Here is an 18,599-nt window from a genome sequence, read left to right as displayed (position 1 = left end):
GAAGGCCCAGGGTCGTGCCGGAGGCGAGCCGACCGAAGCGGAATTCGAGATGATCCGCACGGCGATGCGCGAGCACGAGATCGGCCCGCTGCCGGGCATCGCGCTGCCGCCCGACCAGCTCGCGCAGTTCCGGTCGGAGTGCGCGCGCCAGGGCTCGACGTACACGGAGGTGGCGGGCTACGACGACGTGCCGCGCGAAGTCGTCGCGTACCTCGACCGCAATGCGCTCGACAAGCGCGTGGTGCTCTGGGCGGAGCTTGCGAATCTCGATTGGGCGGGCGCGGGCGTGACCATCGACAATCGGACGGCGCAGGGCGATGACCGCGTCGGCGTCACGGGCTGCTTCTGCGCCATCGCGGAGACCGGGACGGTGCTGCTGCTGTCCTCGCCCTCCCAGCCGAAAGCCACGGCCCTGCTCCCGGAGACCCATGTATGCATCGTTCGCCGCTCGCGCCTGGTCGACACGATGGAAGAGGCGTTCGCGATGCTGCGCAATGAACGCGGCGAGCCGCCGCGCGCCACCTTCTTCGTCTCGGGCCCGTCGCGCACCGCCGACATCGAGCAGACCATCGTGATCGGCGCCCATGGGCCGTATCGCGTCCATGTGATACTCGTGCCATGACGCCGGTCGCCGGGGACGGGCCCTCGATCCTCGGCATTCCCGTTGTCCTTGTCCTGTTCGCGCTCACGCTGCTCGGCGTCGCGACGTTCCACCGCCACACGCTGCGGGTCGGCCTGGCGGGCCTGTTCATCATCGTCGTCTACAAGCTGGTGTTCACCGGCTTCAAGACCGGCGCGGGATTCGCGGGCCTTGGCGCCCATCTCGCGCACGAGTGGGTGACGCTCGCCAACCTCTTCCTGCTGCTGCTGGGCTTCGCGTTGCTCTCGCGCCACTTCGAGGAGAGCCATGTTCCGCTGGAGCTGCCGCGGATCCTCCCCGACGACTGGAAAGGCGCCTTCGTCCTGCTGGCCGTGGTGTTCGTCCTCTCCTCGTTCCTCGACAACATCGCGGCGGCGATCATCGGCGGCACCATGGCGCGCGCGGTGTTCCAGGGCAAGGTCCACATCGGCTACCTCGCGGCGATCGTCGCGGCCTCGAACGCGGGCGGCTCCGGCAGCGTGGTCGGCGACACGACGACGACGATGATGTGGATCGACGGCGTGAGCCCGCTCGCGGTGCTCGATGCGTACGTCGCCGCCGTGGTGGCGCTCGCCATCTTCGGCTGGTTCGCGGCGCGCCAGCAGCACGCCTACTCCCCGATCCTGAAGGACACGCCGGCGGGCACCAAGGTGGACTGGGCACGCGTGGGCATCGTCGCGTTCATCCTCGCGGCCGCGATCGTCAGCAACGTGATGGCGAACCTCCACTTCAAGTGGGCGCTCGACACATTCCCGGTGATCGGCGTGGCGGTCTGGGTCGCCATCCTCGTCGCGGCGCCGCTGCGGCGCCCGGACTGGTCGGTGATGCCGGAGACGATCAAGGGCACGGTGTTCCTGCTCTCGCTCGTCACCATTGCCTCGATGATGCCGGTCGAGAAGCTTCCCTCGCCCACGTGGCAGACGACATTCGGCCTCGGCTTCGTCTCCGCGGTGTTCGACAACATCCCCCTCACCGCGCTTGCACTGAAACAGGGCGGCTATGACTGGGGAATGCTCGCGTATGCCGTGGGCTTCGGCGGCTCGATGATCTGGTTCGGCTCGAGCGCGGGCGTGGCGCTCTCCAACAGCTTCCCCGAGGCTCGCAGCGTGGGCCTGTGGCTGCGGCACGGATGGCACGTCGCGCTGGCCTACGTGATCGGCTTCGTGGTGTTCCTCGTTGTCGTCGGCTGGCATCCCACGGACAAGCGCGGCGGCTCCCTCGGCGCGCCTCCGCCAGCCTCCCAACCGCAACGCTGAGCGCCGCGGAGGGCGTATCCGTCCCTTATACCGGGGTGCGGGTATCGCGCGCGCATGCCACATTGCTGCTATGCAATAGCGTTCGCATCCTCACGCGCGCGCAACGAATGCTGCGACGCAGCAAGGATCGGTGCCCGCCCGTCCTCCCCGAAATACCTGCACGTGTCTATTGCCTCCGCGCCGCAGCAACGTTTACGATTTCCCGGTTATCCGGCGACATCTCGAAGAAGGGCTCCCCAGGGGCCGCAACAGCCGGCAAAGCGTTGGTATTCCACAAGCGCAACCCATACCGAGGAGAACACATGAGCGACAAGAAACCCGTCAACCGGCGCAAGTTCCTGGCGGGTGCTGCGGCAGCCGCAGGCACGGCGAGCCTCGCATTCCCGATGGTCTCGAAGGCGCAGGCCGGCCCGATCACGATGCGCTGGCAGTCCACCTGGCCGGCGAAAGACATCTTCCACGAGTACGCCCTCGACTTCGCCAAGAAGATCAACGACATGACCGGCGGCGATCTCAAGATCGAAGTGCTGCCCGCGGGCGCGGTCGTTCCCGCCTTCGGCCTGCTCGAAGCCGTGTCGAAGGGCACGCTCGACGGCGGCCACGGCGTGTTGGTCTATCACTACGGCAAGCAGAACGCGCTCGCCCTGTGGGGATCCGGCCCGGCCTTCGGCATGGATGCCAACGAGCTCCTCTCCTGGCACCGTTACGGCGGCGGCAAGGAGCTGCTGAACAAGCTCTATGCCTCCATCGGCGCCAACGTCGTGTCGTTCCCGTACGGCCCGATGCCGACGCAGCCCCTCGGCTGGTTCAAGAAGCCGATCACCAAGGTCGACGACTTCAAGGGCCTCAAGTACCGCACGGTCGGCATCTCGATCGACGTGTTCACCGGCATGGGCGCCGCGGTCAACGCGCTGCCCGGCGGCGAGATCGTCCCGGCGATGGACCGTGGCCTGCTCGACGCGGCGGAATTCAACAATGCCTCGTCGGATCGCCTGCTCGGCTTCCCGGATGTGTCGAAGGTCTGCATGCTCCAGTCGTTCCACCAGAACGCCGAGCAGTTCGAGATCATGTTCAACAAGGCCAAGTACGACGCGCTGCCGGAAAAGATGCGCGCCATCATCGCCAACGGCGTCGACGCAGCCTCGGCCGACATGTCGTGGAAGGCCCATGACCGCTACTCCAAGGACTACGTGGAGATGCAGAAGGGCGGCGTGAAGTTCTACAAGACGCCGGATTCCATCCTGCAGTCGCAGCTCACCGCGTACGACGCCGCCGCGGCCAAGAAGGCCACGGACAACCCCCTCTTCAAGGAAATCATGGACTCGCAGAAGGCCTTCGCCGAGCGCGTCGTGAAGTGGGAGCTGGACACCGTCGTGCAACGCCGCATGGCATACAACCATTACTTCGCCAAGGCAGCAGCGGCGCCCGCGAAGAAAGCTTGACCGTAACCTGAAGGACCGAAGCACCAACCGGGCAGTCCCGGCTGGTGCTTCGTTTTTTGTAGGGCTCCACAAATGACAGATTCCAGAAACTTCGACGTGCAGCGCGCTCTCTTCTTCGTCGACCGGATCAGCACCTGGACCGGCAAGGCCTTCGCGTGGCTCATCCTCGGGCTGATGCTCGTGGTGTGCGTCGAGGTCTTCAAGCGCTACATCCTCAACGCCCCCACGGCGTTCATCTTCGACGTCAACAACTTCTTCTACGGCGCGGCCTTCATGCTGTGCGGCGCCTATACGCTCGCGCAGGACGGCCACGTCCGCGGCGACTTCCTCTACGGCAACTTCAAGCCGCGCATGCAGGCTTGGTTCGACGTGATCCTCTACTTCCTCTTCTTCCTGCCCGGCGTGCTGGCCCTGCTCTACGCGGGCTGGGACTACGCGGGCCTGTCCTGGAAGATCAACGAGCATTCCAACGTGACCGCCAACGGCCCGCCCATCTACCACTTCAAGACCGTGATCCCGATCGCCGGGGCTCTGATCCTCATCCAGGGCTTCGCCGAGATCGTGCGCTGCATCGTCTGCATCAAGACGGGGCACTGGCCCGAGCGGCTGAAGGACGTGGAGGAGATCGACGTCGTCGGCGAGCAGCTGGCCGAGAGCCAGTACGTGGACGAGGAGTCGCGCAAGATGGCCATGGAGCAGGCCTCGCACATCCAGGAGATGGCGACCAAGCGCGGCGTGAGCGAAGAGCACGAGGTCCTGCACGAAGGCAACGTGGACGCGAAAAACGACAAGAAGGGGCAGCCATGAGCGATCCGGCACTCGGCCTCACGATGCTGGGGCTCATCGTGGTGGCGATCATGATGGGCTTCCCCACCGCATTCACGCTGATGGGCCTGGGCATGCTGTTCGGGTACGTCGCGTTCTACGACCCGGCGCACCAGTTCCTCGGCAACAAGGTGTTCGATCTCCTCGTGCAGCGAACCTACGGGGTGATGACGAACGACCAGCTGCTCTCGATCCCGCTGTTCGTCTTGATGGGATACATCATCGAGCGGGCGGCATTGGTGGACAAGATGTTCTACAGCGTGCAGCTCGCGTTCCGGCGCATGCCGGCCTCGCTCGCGGTGACCACGCTGCTGGTGTGCGCTTTCTGGGGCATCGCCTCGGGCATCGTCGGCGCGGTCGTCGTGCTGATGGGCGTGATCGCCATGCGCCCGATGCTCGCGGCCGGCTACGACACGCGGCTCGCCGCAGGTGTCATCACCGCCGGCGGCACGCTGGGCATCCTGATCCCGCCCTCGGTGATGATCATCGTGTACGCGAACGTGGCGGGCCAGTCGGTGGTGAAGCTCTACGCCGCGGCCATGGTGCCGGGCTTCTTCCTCACGTTCCTGTATCTCGTCTACATCATCGGCTGGGCCATGATCAATCCGAAGATCGCGCCCAAGCTGCCCGCGGACCAGTTCCGCCTGAAGGTGCCCGACTGGCTGCAGAAGCTGGAGAAGGGGCCCTCCAAGCGCATCGCTCCCCGCCTGCTCCTCGCGGCCGTCTCGCCCGGGCGCCTGCGCGGCTCGCTGGATGAGCACGGCAAGCAGGTGACGTACGGCAACGTGGTGAAGCACCTGGTGGCGTTCTTCGTTCCGCTGCTGCTGGTGCTCGGCACGTTCCTCGCGGTGTGGTGGTACGTGACGATCTACAGCGCACCCAAGACCGATCCGGACGCGCCCGCGCCGATGGCGATGTCGGCCACGGCCATGCTGCCCTCGAAGGCCGAGGCACCCGTGTCCGGCGGCGTCGAGGAGCCCCCGAAGGACGAGGCCCCGCAGGCCCTGGGCGGCGAATCGACGGAAATCGAGAAGGCGGCGAAGGACGAGCCGCTGGAGCAGATGGGCGACCAGGTGGCCAACAAGGTCGAGACGGGGAAAGTGCCGGAGGCGTTCTACACGTGGTTCTGGGGCCTCTTCGGGCTGTCGCTGCTCGTGACCTTCATCTACTACTGGCGCATGGACGGCGAGGGGATCGAGATTCTCAAGATGCTCGAGGAGAGCATCGTGCCGCTGGGCGTGCTCACGTTCGTGGTGCTCGCGGTGATCCTGCTCGGCATCACGACGGCCACGGAGTCGGCCGCCGTCGGTGCTCTGGGAGCGATGTATCTCGCAGGCATGTCGCGCTACATGAAGGCCACGCTGTGGTGGAGCCTCGTGGGCGCGATCATCGGCTTCGCCCTGGCGTCGCTGCGCAACGATCCGGCCACCTACGTCGTGTCGGCCACGCTGGGCGCGCTGTTCCTCGGCACGGCGGTGCCCTGGATCACCGACCTGTTCACGAAGAAGAAGCTCCTGCAGAACATCAAGGAGTCCGTGTTCCTCACGGCCAAGACCACCGCGATGGTGTGCTGGCTGTTCGTGGGCGCGGGGATCTTCTCGGCGGTGTTCGCGCTGCACGGCGGCCAGGCGATCATCGAGCACTGGGTGCTCGGGATGAACCTCACGCCGCTGCAGTTCATGCTGCTCGCGCAGGCGATCATCTTCTTCCTCGGCTGGCCGCTGGAGTGGACCGAGATCATCGTGATCTTCGTGCCGATCTTCATCCCGATGCTCGCGCACTTCAACATCGACCCGCTGCTGTTCGGGACGATGGTGGCGGTCAACCTGCAGGCGGCGTTCCTTTCGCCTCCGGTCGCGATGTCGGCCTTCTATCTGAAGGGGGTCGCTCCAGCGCACGTGACGTTGAACCAGATCTTCGCGGGGATGATGCCGTACATGCTCATCGTCATCCTGTGCCTGATCCTCATGTACATCTGGCCGGGCATGACGCTGTGGCTGCCGAACTTCATCTACGGAACCGGGTGAGCAGGGTCCTCGTTACACGGCGGGTCTTTCCGGAAGTGATCGAGGCGCTCTCGCAGCGCTTCGAGGTGGTCACGAACCCGGACGACACGCCTTGGTCCCCTGACCAGATCGCCGGGCACCTCGCGGGGTGCTCGGCGGCCATGTCCACGGTGATGTGCAAGTTCGACGCGTCGGTGTTCGAGCGCAGCCCGCAGCTCAAGGTCGTCTCGAACATCGCGGTCGGCTACAACAACATCGATGTCGCCGCGGCCACGAAGGGCGGCGTTCGCGTCACCAACACGCCCGGCGTGCTGGACGACACCACGGCGGATCTCACCTGGGCCTTGCTGATGGCCGCCGCCCGGCGCATTCCGGAGGGCGATGCTTATGTACGCCGGGGCGACTGGAAGGTCGCTTTCGCAATGCAGTCCTTCCTCGGCATGGACGTGCACCACGCGACACTCGGCATCATCGGCATGGGCCGGATCGGGCAGGCCATCGCCCGGCGCGCTTCCGGCTTCGACATGGCGGTGCTCTACAACAACCGCACGCGTCTTTCGGAGGCCGACGAGAAGCGCGCCAATGCGACGGTGGTCGAGCGTGACGAGCTGCTGGCGCGCTCGGATTTCGTGGTGGTCATGGCGCCGTACTCGCCGGCCACGCACCACCTCATCGGCGCGGCCGAGATCGCGAAGATGAAGCGCACCGCCATCCTCGTGAACACGGCGCGCGGCGGCGTCGTGGACGATGCAGCGCTGGTCGCTGCGTTGAAGGAGGGGCGCATCGCCGGCGCCGGCATCGACGTCTTCGAGGGCGAGCCGAAGCTGCACGCGGATTACCTCGCGCTGCCCAATGTGTCGCTCACGCCGCATATCGGCAGCGCCACGCGTGCCACGCGCATGCGCATGTGCGAGACCGCCGTCGCCAACCTCACGGCGGTGCTCGAAGGCCGGGTTCCCCCGAACCTGGTCAACAAGGATGTAATCTGACGTCTGTCCCGGCGCCCGCCGGGTTAACAAATTTTCCCCGGAGAGACGTATGGCAACGAAAGTCGCATTCTTGGGCCTGGGCGTGATGGGCTTCCCGATGGCCGGCCACCTGAAGGCCAAGGGCTACGACGTGATCGTCTACAACCGCTCGGCCGAGAAGGCGAAGCAGTGGGTGGAGAAGCACGGCGGGCAATCCGCGGCCACGCCCGCGGCTGCCGCGAAGGACTGCGACTTCGTGATGATGTGCGTCGGCAACGACAAGGACCTCCTCGAGGTCGCGGGCGGCAAGGACGGAGCGCTCTCGGGCATGAAGAAGGGCGCCATCCTCGTCGACCACACGACGGCCTCCGCGGATGCCGCGCGCAAGATCTACGCGGACGCGAAGTCGAAGGGCATCTCCTTCATCGACGCCCCGGTGTCGGGCGGCCAGGCCGGCGCCGAGAACGGCAAGCTCACCGTGATGTGCGGCGGCGACGCGGAGGCCTTCGAGAAAGCCAAGCCGGTGATGGATTCGTACGGCAAGGCGGTCACGCTGATGGGCGCTTCCGGCGCGGGCCAGCTCACGAAGATGGTGAACCAGATCTGCATCGCCGGCCTCGTGCAGGCGCTCTCCGAGGGCATCGCGTTCGCGGAGAAGGCCAAGCTCGACCCCAGCCTCGTGCTCGACGTCATCAGCAAGGGCGCGGCGCAGTCGTGGCAGATGGAGAACCGCGGCAAGACGATGGTCGAGCGCAAGTTCAACTTCGGCTTCGCGGTCGACTGGATGCGCAAGGACCTCGGCATCTGCCTCGAGGAGGCGAAGAGGAACGGCGCGAAACTCCCCGTGACCGAGGTTGTCGACCAGTTCTACGCCGACGTGCAGAAGGCCGGCGGCAACCGCTTCGATACGTCCTCGCTCATCACGCGGCTCTAGGGAGGCTTCCATGGAACTCAAGCTCTACTACTCGCCGGGCGCCTGCTCGCTCGCCTCGCACATCGTGCTGGAGGAGCTGGGCTTTCCGTACACGGCCCAGAAGCTGAACCTGCTGGAAGGCGAGCAGCGCAAGGCCGAGTACCTGAAGCTGAATCCCATGGGCCGTGTCCCGACGCTGGTGGTGGACGGCAAGCCGCTCACCGAGAACCCCGCGATCCTCACCTTCCTCGGCGGTGCATTCCCGAAGAAGGGCCTGTGGCCGAAGGAGACCTGGGAGCAAGCGATGCTGCTGTCTGCGCTCTCGTGGTGCTCCAACACGATCCATCCCGCCTACGCGCACGTGATCCGCGCCGGGCGCTACACCGATGATTCCTCGGCACAGGAATCGGTGAAGGCCAAGGGCAAGGAGATGTTCGGCGAGTACCTGAAGATGGTCGACGGCTGGCTCGCCAAGACGCCCAAGTGGATGATGGGCGAGCAGTACACGGTGGGCGATCCGTACCTGCTGGTCTTCTACCGCTGGGGCAACCGCAACGGCTTCCCCGTGAAGTCGCTCGCCAACTACACGCGCCACGCGAACCTGCTGCTGGGGCGGCCCGCCGTCCGCAAGGTCATGGCCGACGAGGGCATCACCCTCGACTGAAGCAATAAAGGGGTCAGACCACTTTATTCGGAACGGCAGCGAATAAAGTGGTCTGACCCCTTTATTGCTTCAGTGATGCATCGTGTAGTGGTCGCGAAGCAGGTCACGGCCGAAGTCGCCGTCGTAGTCGCGCCACACCGTGTGCACGTGGTTGCCGTCGTCCTGCGAAGCGTCGTACTCGATGAGGAAGCGAGGCCCCTGGATGCGGTAGTAGTGAGGGCCGCTGCCGCGCGCGGTGGTGCCGGCCCAGGCGAAGCGCACGTTCTCGAAGCCTTCCTCCACGCGCGCCAGTCGCGCGGTGCGCAGCGCCGGCTCGAAGTTTCCCGCGTACACCTCGACCAGCTTGCGCAGCTGCGCGCGCTGCGCCGGGTTCATCGCCTTCACCTCGAGGCCGCGGTTGTCGATCGGCGAGACGCGGTCCTTGTTGGTCGTGACGATGTCGCCGTAGCTGCGCGCGTCGATCACCACCGTGCGCTTCTGTCCCTCGTCCAGCAGGGCGAAGAGCTTGCGTGCTTCGTCTTCTTCCGCCGAGAGCACGCGCAGCCCCTTGCGTGGGCCGGCGCGGACTTCCGAGGGATTGGCGCCGAAGAAGCTCGGCGTCGAAGCAATTCGGTCGCCGCGCAGCGTGAAGCTGAGCGAGAGATGATGGCCTTCGAAGCGCCAGCCCCACGGCTTCACCGCATCGGGCGTGCCGAAGATCACGATGGCGTATTTTTCCGGATCGCGCAGGAAGGAGAGGCCGAATTGCGTCTCGCGCAGCACCAGCTCCAGCTCGACGATGTTCACGACCTTCCGGTGGCCGATCTCCGAGAGCGCGGTCTTCAGGAGGCGGTGCACGGCTTCCCGCTGCTTCGCATCCATGTCGGCGAAGGCGAGGCCGGGGCGCGAGCGGGGCGTGTAGTGCCAGTCGGTGCGCTGCGCGTCGTCGAACGGCAGCACCAGCTTCGAGCGCTTTGCCGAATCCACGCTCGCGACGAGCGCTTCGGCGGCCGCGCGCATCTGGGCCTGGGCGCAGCCCGTGGCGAGGCAAAGTACGACGAGCGCGAAACGAAATGCGTGCATGGCTTGTCGAACCAACGAGAACGTACCGCATCATAACGCCGTGACCCTCGTCATCGATCACCTGGTCGTCGCCGCGCGCAGCCTCGAGGAAGGCTCGTCGTGGATCGAATCGCGCCTCGGCGTCGCGCCCTCCGGCGGGGGCAAGCACGCGCTCATGGGCACGCACAACCGCCTGCTGTCGCTCGGTAACGCGTACCTCGAAGTGATCGCCATCGATCCGCAGGCGCCGCCGCCCGGCCGCGCGCGCTGGTACGCGCTCGATGCGCCCGCCATGCACGCGCGCCTGGATCGCGGGCCGGCACTCATCCACTGGGTCGCGGGCACGACGGACATCGCCGCCGCAGTGGCCGGTGCAGCGGTGCCGCTTGGGGACATCGTCGATGTCACGCGGGGCGACCTCCGTTGGCGCATCACGGTGCCGCGTGATGGCACGCTCCCCGCCGAGGGCGTGTATCCCTCGATGATCCAGTGGCGCGGCCGCGACGCGGGCTCGATGCTGCCCGAGTCGGGATGCGAGCTCGAGGCGCTGGATCTCGCGCACGAGCGCGGCGCCGGCTTCTACGAGTCGCTGCGCGCGCTGGGCCTGCGCTCCGGGGAACCCGTGACGTTCGCCGATGCCGAACGGGGTATCGTGGCGCGCATTCGCACGGCGGGAGGCATCGCCGTCCTCGCGTAGGCGCCCGCGGACACAACCGCGAAAGGAACGCCCATGCCTCGCCGAATGCTCGTTGCCCTGATGTGCCTCGCTCCCGCGCTGGCGCTCGCCCAGCAGCCGCCCACCAAGATCACCGACGGCTACCTCGTCGATCCGACCGGCATGGCCCTCTACACCTTCGATCTCGACGGCAACACGAAGAGCCAGTGCAACGCCGATTGCGCCCGCGCCTGGCCGCCGCTCACGGCCGAGGCGAACGCGAAGCCGTGGGCCGACTACGCGCCCTTCGCGCGCGCCGACGGTTCCTACCAATGGGCCTACAAGGGGAAGCCCCTGTATCGGTATGCGCGCGACCAGAGCGCGGCCGACCGCACCGGCGACGGCGCGGGCAACCAATGGCGCCTCGCGAGGCCGTGATAGCCTTCCGGGCATGGAAGCGCTCCATCTCGCTGAAATCGGCGGCGTGCTCGCCGTCTGGTTCCTGGCGGTCGCCAGCCCCGGTCCCTCGTTCCTGATCGTGAGCCAGCTCGCGGCCGGGCGCTCGCGCGCCGCGGCCGTCGGCGCGGCGCTCGGCATCGCCCTGGGCGCGATGCTCTTCGCGGTGCTCACCCTGTGGGGCCTCGCCGTCGTCGTGACGCAGATCGCCTGGCTGGGCACGGCGCTGCGCGTCGCGGGCGCGCTCTATCTCGTCTACCTGGGACTCTCGCTCTTCCACGCGGCATCCGGCGAGACCGCGTCTGACCCCGTCCCGGTGCCGCGCGGTGCTGACTTCACCGTGGGCCTTCGCATCGGAGCGCTCACGTCGATCACGAATCCCAAGGCGATCGCGTTCTTCTTGAGCCTCTTCGCCGTGGCGCTGCCCCCCGCGCTGCCGCTCGCCGGCAAGCTCACGCTGCTCGCCGCGGGCTTCGGGATCGAGATCGGCTGGTACGTCCTGGTGGCGCTCGTGCTCTCCACCGGCCACCTGCGCGCCCTGTATGCGCGCGCCCGCAAGGGGCTGGAGCGCGTGCTCGGCGCGGCGCTCGTGCTGCTCGGCGTTCGCCTCGGCAGCACCTGATCGTCCATAAGCCGCAGGGAATATTCCCCCGTCCTGCCTGTTTGCCTCCCTGAATGGATTACGAGCTCATCCTGCCGTACATCCCCAACCTGCGGCGCTACGCGCGCGCGCTGGTGGGCGACCGCCATGCGGCCGACGACCTGGTGCAGGACACGCTCGAACGCGCGGTGCGCAAATTCCATCTCTGGAAGCCCGGAGACCTCCGCGCATGGCTTTTCTCGATCATGCACAACGTATTCGTGAACCAATTGAAGGCACGCAAGATCCGCCCCGAAGTCGAAGCCGACGAGACCCTCGCCGAACGTGTCCCCACGGCCGGGCGCACGGACATCCTCGACCTCGAGCGGGCCCTCACCTTCCTCGCTCCCGAGCAGCGCGAGGTCGTGCTGCTGGTCGGCCTGGAGGAGATGACGTACGCGGAAGTGAGCAAGGCACTCGGCATTCCCGTCGGTACCGTGATGTCGCGCCTGTCGCGCGGGCGGGAGAAGCTGCGCAAGCTCGTCGACGGCGGCCCCAGCCGCACCAACCCCAACCTGCGGGTGGTCCAGTGAGCGCCGAGCTGAATCGCCTCCACGCCTACGTCGACGGCTCGCTCTCGCCCGCCGAGCGTGAGAGCTACGAGGCCTTCCTCAAGGAGAACCCCGAGGAAGCCGCGCTCGCGCACCGCTACGCCGAGCATCGCAGCCAGCTCCAGCATCACTACGACGGCGTGCTCTCGGAGCCCGTGCCCGCCCGCATGTACCTCAAGCGGCCGCGCTGGATGGACCTCGCCCGCGCCGCGATCCTCGTCGCCGTCGGCATCGGCATCGGGCTGGCCCTGCCGCTGCTGCGCAACGAGCAACCGGCACCTGTGGCCGGCGCTGCGCCGCTGCCCCAGCGCGCCGCCCGGGCCCACCTCGTCTACGCCTCCGAGGTTCGCCACCCGGTGGAAGTGGAGGCCAAGGAGCAGGAGCACCTCGTGCGCTGGCTTTCGAAGCGCCTGGGCACGGAGCTCAAGGTCCCCGTGCTCTCGCCGGAGGGCTTCGAGCTCCTGGGCGGCCGCCTGCTGCCCGGCCCGGATGGCCCCGTCGCGCAGTTCATGTACCAGGACGCGTCGGGCAAGCGCCTCACGCTCTACGTGAACGCGCGCTCGAAGAGCGAAGGGCCCACCGCCTTCCGCTTCGCGCGCGAAGGCACTGTGTCGGTCTTCTACTGGATCGACGGGCAGTGGGGCTATGCGCTCTCCGGCGACATCGACAAGCCGGCTCTCAGCCGCGTCGCGAACGCCGTGTACCGCCAGCTGAATCCGTAGTCAAGCTTCGATTACGTGTGTAGTTGACGGAATTACAGCAGTAATTCCGATAGCCGCGCGGCTGTGACATCGCTCACACTTTCTGGACAGGTGCAGGCGCACGCTGGCGTTCGGCGCATCAGGTTTTCGAGTGACGACGATGGCGCACATACAACAGAAAGCGGACCCCGCAGTCCGCGCATTGCAGGTCGACGAGGTGTTCCGTTTCGCGGACACGGCGGCCGGCTTTTCCTTTTTGGGCGCACTGCTCACGCTGGGCGTCCTCGCCGACACGGGCGACATCGGCCGCGGGTCGGTGTGGTTCGTCTTCGCTTGCGGTGTCACCCTGGTGCGGATCATCGCGGTCGTCGGCTACCAGCGGCGTGACCCCCGCCAGAGCGTCGAGCCCTGGGCGCGGCTCATCATCGTGGCCAACCTGCTGGCCGGCATCCAATGGGGACTCCTCGGGACCGTCCTCTTCCCGCAAGAGCATGGCTATCGCGAGCTCTTCACCATCATGGTGATCACCTGCTTCGTCGGTGGCTCGCTCACGGCCTACTCGTCCATTCCCTGGGCTCACCCGGCACTCTCGATCCCGGCCACGATCCCGACGGCGATCTACCTCTTCTTCGTCCAGGATGGCTCGCACTTCTACGCGGGTGCCACGGCCATCCTCTTCTGCATCGCGATCTACTATTACTCGGTGAAGCTCACCGCCCACATGGAAGACCGCTTCACGCTCCAGGTCGCCCACGAGGACCTGCTGCGCGTGACGGGCGGCGCGAACGAGCGCCTGGAGCTCGAGAACCGCGAGCTCTCGCACCGCGCGGCGGTGCGTGGGGCCTCGATGGAGAGCGCGCGCGAGCAGGCCGAGCGGCTCTTCGCCCAGTTCCTGCGCTCGCCGCTGCCGATGCTCGAATGCGATTCCGGGGGCAAGGTGATCTCCTGCAATCCCGCCGCCGAGCGGTTGCTGGGCGAGCGCGAGCGCGAGATGCAGGGCCGTCCGCTCTCCGAGCACCTCGTTTCCACCGGGCACACCAAGGTCGAGAACGGAGCGCAGGGCTACTTCGGATCGAGCGACGCGTCGACGCATGAGGTGGAGATCCTCGCGCACGGCGTGCGGATCGGGCGGTGCCTCGCCACCTTCACGCGCTTCCCCGCGCACGAGGGGATGCAGCCCGGCTTCGGCGTCATCTTCGCGGCCCCGCCGCGTTAAGGCGAAAGGCGTCCTCCGCAGATAAACACAGATAAACGCAGATACCCCTTGAGGTCAGGCACTAGCAAAACTCGACGGCCATCGAGTGACGCGATTGCCACTCTGAGTTGCCTTGGCTTTTATCTGCGTTTATCTGTGTTTATCTGCGGAGGACGCCTTTCGCCGTAACTCGCGCAGCGACAAAGTAAAATAGCGTCAGCGGCTCAGCCGCCGACGCCATGAACGACCTCCCCGCAGACCTATTCGACGGCACCCTCGCCGCCGACCAGCCGAAGATCGCCGCGCTCGCCGCGCAGTTGCACGAGCGCGAGCGCCGTGGCGGGCCGGTCGGGCGCGAGCGCGCGCTGCTGGGCGAGCTGCTCGACCGCTCGCGCAAGCGCCATGCGGTGCGCCTCGCGGCGCTGCCGCGCCCCACGTTCCCCGAGGACCTGCCGATCGCCCAGCGCCGCGACGACATCGCCGAGCTGATCGCGAAGCATCCCGTGGTGATCGTGTGCGGCGAGACCGGCTCGGGCAAGACCACGCAGATCCCGAAGATCTGCCTCGCGTTGAAGCGCGGCGCCGCGGGCCTCATCGGCTGCACGCAGCCGCGCCGGATCGCCGCCCGCAGCCTCTCCAAGCGCCTCGCCGTCGAACTGCCCGGAACGCCCAAGGGCTTCGTCGGCCACAAGATCCGCTTCCAGGACGAGACGCGGCCCGAGTCGGTGCTGAAGGTGATGACCGACGGCATCCTGCTCGCCGAGATCCACTCCGACCGGGAGCTGCGCGCCTACGACACGATCATCGTCGACGAGGCGCACGAGCGCAGCCTCAACATCGATTTCCTCCTCGGGTATCTCAAGCGCCTCTCCGCGATCCGCCCCGACCTGAAGATCATCGTCACCTCGGCCACCATCGATACGGAGCGCTTCTCGCAGTTCTTCGGCGGTGCGCCGGTGATCGAGGTGAGCGGCCGCACGTATCCCGTCGAGGTGCGCTACCGGCCCGAGTTCTTCGAGGTGGAGGAGGAGGACGACGAGCCCGTGGATTTGAACGAGGCGCTCGTGAAGGCCGTCGACGAGGTGCACCGCACCAGCCGCACGGGCGACGTCCTCGTCTTCCTGCCCGGGGAGCGCGAGATCCGCGAAGCGGCCGAGGAGCTTCGCAAGCACGGGCCGAAGGGCCTCGAGATCCTGCCGCTCTTCTCGCGCCTTTCCGCCGAGGAGCAGGACCGCGTGTTCGAGCCCACGGGTCAGCGGCGCGTCGTCCTCTCGACCAACGTCGCCGAGACGTCGCTCACGGTGCCCGGCATCCACTACGTCGTGGACACGGGGCTCGCGCGCGTGAAGCGCTACTCGCCGCGGCAGAAGATCGACCAGCTGCGCATCGAGCCCATCTCGCAGGCGGCGGCAAGGCAGCGCGCGGGCCGTTGCGGACGCATCGCGAGCGGCATCGCGATCCGCCTCTATGCCGAGCAGGATTTCAACGAGCGGCCCGAGTTCACCACGCCGGAGATCCTGCGCACGTCGCTCGCCTCCGCGATCCTGCGCATGGCGGCCCTGGATCTCGGCGAAATCGCGCAATTCCCCTTCGTCGACCCCCCCACGCCTCGCCAGATCCAGGACGGCTACCAGGTGCTCTTCGAGCTGGGCGCCATCGACGAGAAGCGCCAGCTGACGCCGATCGGCCGCGAGCTCTCGCGCCTGCCGGTGGACCCGAAGATCGGCCGCATGCTGATCGCCGCGCGCGATTTCCACTGCCTCTCGGAGATGGTGATCCTGGCCGCGGCTCTTTCGATCCAGGACCCGCGTGACCGCCCGCAGGACAAGCGCCAGGAATCCGACCGCGCCCACGAGGAGTTCCGCGACGACGCCTCGGACTTCGTGCAGCTCATCAACCTGTGGAAGTTCTTCGACGAAGCCTTCGCCCACAAGAAATCCAACCGCAAGCTCTTCGAGACGTGCCGCGAGCACTTCCTCTCGTACATCCGCATGCGCGAATGGCGCGACCTCGCGGGGCAGCTGCGCGAGATGGCGGGCGATCTCAAGATCCGCGACAACACGGCGCCGGCCACCTACGAGCAGATGCATCGCGCGCTGCTCACGGGCCTCGTCACCAACGTGGGCCTGAAGGCGCTGGACGGCGACCATTACAACGCCCCGCGCGGCATCCCGTTCGCGATCTGGCCGGGCTCGGGCCTGAAGAAGAACCGGCCGCGCTGGATCATGGCGGGCGAGCTGCAGGAGACGACGCGCATCTATGCTCGCAACGTCGCGCGCATCGAACCCGAGTGGATCGAGGCCGCCGCGTCCCACCTTGTCACGAAGGTCCACGCCGAGCCGCACTGGGACAAGCAACGCGGGGAGGTGATGGCCTACGAGTCCGTGTCGCTCTACGGCCTCACCATCGTCGCGCGGCGCAAGGTCGCCTTCGGCAAGCTCGATCCTTTCAAGGCGCGCGAGGTCTTCATCGCCGGCGCGCTCGTCGCGGGCGAGCTGGATACGAAGCTCGCGTTCTTCGCGGCCAACCGTGCGCTGATCCGCGAGGTCGAGGAGCTGGAGCACCGCGCCCGGCGCCCCGACGTGCTCGTCGACGACACGGTGGTGCAGGCCTGGTACCACGCACGCATTCCCGAAGACGTGCGCGATGCGCGCACCTTCGAGACCTGGTACCGCGAGGCGTCGAAGGTCACGCCGAACCTGCTGTTCCTCACGCGCGAGGAGCTCATGCGCCACGGCGCGGAGTCCGTCACCGAGAACCTCTTCCCGCGCGAGATGCAGATCGGCGATGCCACGTTCCCGCTCGCCTATCGCTTCGAGCCGAGCCATGCCCTCGATGGCGTGACGATGAACGTGCCGCTGGCACTCCTCAACCAAGTGGAAGACGCTCCGGTCGATTGGCTCGTGCCCGGACTCATCCGCGACAAGGTGGCCTGGCTGATGAAGGCGCTGCCGAAGCGCATCCGCACGCAGCTTGTTCCCGTTCCCGAGCATGTGACCGCGTTCCTCCTGCAGGAGAAGCCCGGTGTTCGCACGTTGAAGGAAGGCGTGCTCGCGTACGCAGGCCGCCGCGTGGGCGAGCGCCTCGACGACGCGATCTGGTCCAAGGACGACCTGCCGCCGCACCTCGCGATGAACATCCGCGTCATCGACGATTCGAAGCGCGAGCTGGCGATGGACCGCGACCTGGGTGCGCTGAAGAAGCAGCTGGGCGAAGCCGCGAGCCTCACGCTCGCGAAAGCCAAGCCCGGCATGGAGCGCGAAGGGATCAAGGCCTGGGACTTCGGCGACCTGCCCGCCGAGGTGAGCTTCCGTCGCGGCAACCAGACGCTCACGGGCTATCCCGCGCTGGTGGACGAGGAAGAGAGTGTCGCGATCCGGCTCTTCGACTCGAAGGACAAGTCCGCCGAGGCGCACCGCGCGGGCGTGAAGCGGCTGTTGTCCTTCGAGCTGCGCGAGCAGCTGAAGAACCTCGAGCGCAGCATCGGCAACCAGAACGCGCTGTCGCTTCGCTACGTGCCGCTCATCGCCGCGGACAAGTTCAAGGCCGACCTCGTCGCCGCCATCACGGACCGCGCGTTCTTCGGCGAGGACGAACCGCCGCGCACGCCCAAGGGCTTCGAGGAGCAGAAGAAGCGCGCCAAAGCGCGTCTCCCCGCCGTAGCCGACGCCGTGATCCGCCACGCCGGCTCCGTCGCCGATGCTTACCAGGAAGCCACGAAGACCATCGCGCAGTCGGGAGCGCTGGGCCGCATCACGCAGGACGTGCGCTCGCAGCTCGATCGCCTCGTCGGCCCCGGGTTCCTCGCGCGCACGCCCTGGGAGCGCCTCGAACACCTGCCGCGCTACATCCGCGGCTACGCGCTGCGCCTGCAGAAGTACCGCGCCAACGCCGAGCGCGACAACAAGCACAACGGCACGGTCGCGGGCCTGTGGAACTGGTACGAGGAGCGCGCCAAGGCCGACCGCGACGCCGGGCGCCACGACGCGAAGCTCGAGGAATTCCGCTGGATGATCGAGGAGCTGCGCATCTCCCTCTTTGCCCAGGAGCTGCGCACGCCCATGCCCATCTCCGCCAAGCGGCTGCTGAAATTCCGCGACGAGCATTTGCGATAATGGCGCGATCGACGCCCCGAACCGGATCTCCTGACCATGTGGACTGACGCGCTGCTCGCCTACCTGCACTTCACCGCGATCTTCTTCCTCGTCGGCTTCCTCGCCGTGGAGTTCGCGATGATCCGCGGCCCGCTCGACGTCTCGTCCGTCCGGCGCCTCACGAAGATCGACGTGGCCTACTTCGTCTCCGCGATGGCGGTTCTCGTGACCGGCGGCATGCGCCTGGTGTGGGGCGCCAAGGGCCCGGACTTCTACTTCAACCACTGGCCGTTCTACGTGAAGTTCGGCCTCTTCCTCGCGGTCGGCGTGATCTCGATCCAGCCCACGCTCACCTTCATCCGCTGGAAACGCAGTTTCGAGCACGACACGGGATGGAGCGTGCCGGACGCGGAGCGCGCCCGCGTGCGCCGGCTCATGCTGGCCCAGGTGCATCTCGCCGCGATGATTCCGGTTTTCGCGGTCGTCATGTCGCGCGGACTCGGAAGCTAGAGCCCAGGTTACGACTGCAGCAGAGCGGTCCATCGGAGGGCG

The 18,599-nt window shown here is 67.0% G+C and carries 17 protein-coding genes; 16 read left to right on the top strand and 1 reads right to left on the bottom strand.

Features of this window, described 5'->3' with window-relative positions:
* Positions 1–49 precede the first annotated feature (49 nt).
* The 8 genes from DSM104443_RS17690 to DSM104443_RS17650 all read left to right on the top strand — a co-directional run bounded on the left by DSM104443_RS17690 (position 50) and on the right by DSM104443_RS17650 (position 8,714).
* A complete protein-coding gene (locus tag DSM104443_RS17690; RefSeq protein ID WP_212756774.1) occupies positions 50–622 on the top strand; it encodes a LutC/YkgG family protein in 573 nt (190 codons plus the stop codon).
* Positions 619–1,896, top strand: a complete 1,278-nt coding sequence (locus tag DSM104443_RS17685) for a citrate transporter (RefSeq protein WP_171094614.1) — start codon at positions 619–621, stop codon at positions 1,894–1,896. Before DSM104443_RS17690 ends, DSM104443_RS17685 begins: the two co-directional genes overlap by 4 nt.
* A 302-nt stretch (positions 1,897–2,198) precedes the next feature.
* Positions 2,199–3,338, top strand: coding sequence for a TRAP transporter substrate-binding protein (locus tag DSM104443_RS17680; RefSeq protein ID WP_171094612.1), 1,140 nt, complete (start codon positions 2,199–2,201; stop codon positions 3,336–3,338).
* A gap of 72 nt (positions 3,339–3,410) precedes the next feature.
* Positions 3,411–4,145: a TRAP transporter small permease subunit gene (locus tag DSM104443_RS17675; protein WP_171094610.1), complete on the top strand. Its 735-nt coding sequence runs from the start codon at positions 3,411–3,413 to the stop codon at positions 4,143–4,145.
* The gene (locus tag DSM104443_RS17670; protein ID WP_212756772.1) at positions 4,142–6,190 is read left to right on the top strand and encodes a TRAP transporter large permease; all 2,049 of its coding nucleotides are present in this window, start codon (positions 4,142–4,144) and stop codon (positions 6,188–6,190) included. The genes DSM104443_RS17675 and DSM104443_RS17670 overlap by 4 nt, the downstream gene beginning before the upstream one ends.
* Entirely contained in the window at positions 6,187–7,158 is a 972-nt protein-coding gene (locus tag DSM104443_RS17660; RefSeq protein WP_171094609.1) for a 2-hydroxyacid dehydrogenase, read from the top strand. Before DSM104443_RS17670 ends, DSM104443_RS17660 begins: the two co-directional genes overlap by 4 nt.
* Positions 7,159–7,207: 49 nt before the next feature.
* Entirely contained in the window at positions 7,208–8,071 is an 864-nt protein-coding gene (locus tag DSM104443_RS17655; RefSeq protein WP_171094607.1) for an NAD(P)-dependent oxidoreductase, read from the top strand.
* Positions 8,072–8,081: 10 nt separating this feature from the next.
* Positions 8,082–8,714, top strand: coding sequence for a glutathione S-transferase family protein (locus DSM104443_RS17650; RefSeq protein ID WP_171094605.1), 633 nt, complete (start codon positions 8,082–8,084; stop codon positions 8,712–8,714).
* Between the two features lie 69 nt (positions 8,715–8,783).
* On the opposite strand, the gene DSM104443_RS17645 is transcribed toward DSM104443_RS17650, so the two are convergent.
* A complete protein-coding gene (locus tag DSM104443_RS17645; protein ID WP_171094603.1) occupies positions 8,784–9,776 on the bottom strand; it encodes a DUF3500 domain-containing protein in 993 nt (330 codons plus the stop codon).
* 40 nt (positions 9,777–9,816) lie between these two features.
* Between DSM104443_RS17645 and DSM104443_RS17640 the strand changes: the two genes are divergently transcribed.
* The 8 genes from DSM104443_RS17640 to DSM104443_RS17605 all read left to right on the top strand — a co-directional run bounded on the left by DSM104443_RS17640 (position 9,817) and on the right by DSM104443_RS17605 (position 18,557).
* Entirely contained in the window at positions 9,817–10,452 is a 636-nt protein-coding gene (locus DSM104443_RS17640) for a VOC family protein (RefSeq protein WP_212756770.1), read from the top strand.
* A 33-nt stretch (positions 10,453–10,485) separates the two neighbouring features.
* Positions 10,486–10,848, top strand: a complete 363-nt coding sequence (locus tag DSM104443_RS17635; RefSeq protein ID WP_171094599.1) for a COG4315 family predicted lipoprotein — start codon at positions 10,486–10,488, stop codon at positions 10,846–10,848.
* A 13-nt stretch (positions 10,849–10,861) separates the two neighbouring features.
* Positions 10,862–11,488, top strand: coding sequence for a LysE family transporter (locus DSM104443_RS17630; protein WP_171094597.1), 627 nt, complete (start codon positions 10,862–10,864; stop codon positions 11,486–11,488).
* Positions 11,489–11,541: 53 nt separating this feature from the next.
* Positions 11,542–12,039, top strand: coding sequence for an RNA polymerase sigma factor (locus tag DSM104443_RS17625; protein ID WP_171094594.1), 498 nt, complete (start codon positions 11,542–11,544; stop codon positions 12,037–12,039).
* The gene (locus DSM104443_RS17620) at positions 12,036–12,779 is read left to right on the top strand and encodes an anti-sigma factor family protein (protein WP_171094592.1); all 744 of its coding nucleotides are present in this window, start codon (positions 12,036–12,038) and stop codon (positions 12,777–12,779) included. The genes DSM104443_RS17625 and DSM104443_RS17620 overlap by 4 nt, the downstream gene beginning before the upstream one ends.
* Before the next feature lie 139 nt (positions 12,780–12,918).
* On the top strand, positions 12,919–13,974 hold the full coding sequence (locus DSM104443_RS17615) for a PAS domain-containing protein (RefSeq protein WP_171094590.1): 1,056 nt from the start codon (positions 12,919–12,921) through the stop codon (positions 13,972–13,974).
* Positions 13,975–14,192: 218 nt separating this feature from the next.
* Positions 14,193–18,068, top strand: coding sequence for an ATP-dependent RNA helicase HrpA (gene hrpA, locus DSM104443_RS17610; RefSeq protein WP_171094587.1), 3,876 nt, complete (start codon positions 14,193–14,195; stop codon positions 18,066–18,068).
* Positions 18,069–18,104: 36 nt separating this feature from the next.
* Positions 18,105–18,557, top strand: a complete 453-nt coding sequence (locus DSM104443_RS17605) for a DUF2214 family protein (RefSeq protein ID WP_171094585.1) — start codon at positions 18,105–18,107, stop codon at positions 18,555–18,557.
* Positions 18,558–18,599 lie beyond the last annotated feature (42 nt).

Source organism: Usitatibacter rugosus, assembly GCF_013003965.1.
Taxonomy (GTDB): domain Bacteria; phylum Pseudomonadota; class Gammaproteobacteria; order Burkholderiales; family Usitatibacteraceae; genus Usitatibacter; species Usitatibacter rugosus.
The sequence above is the reverse complement of the archived record's forward strand: the minus strand, read 5'-3'. Positions and strand labels throughout refer to the sequence as shown.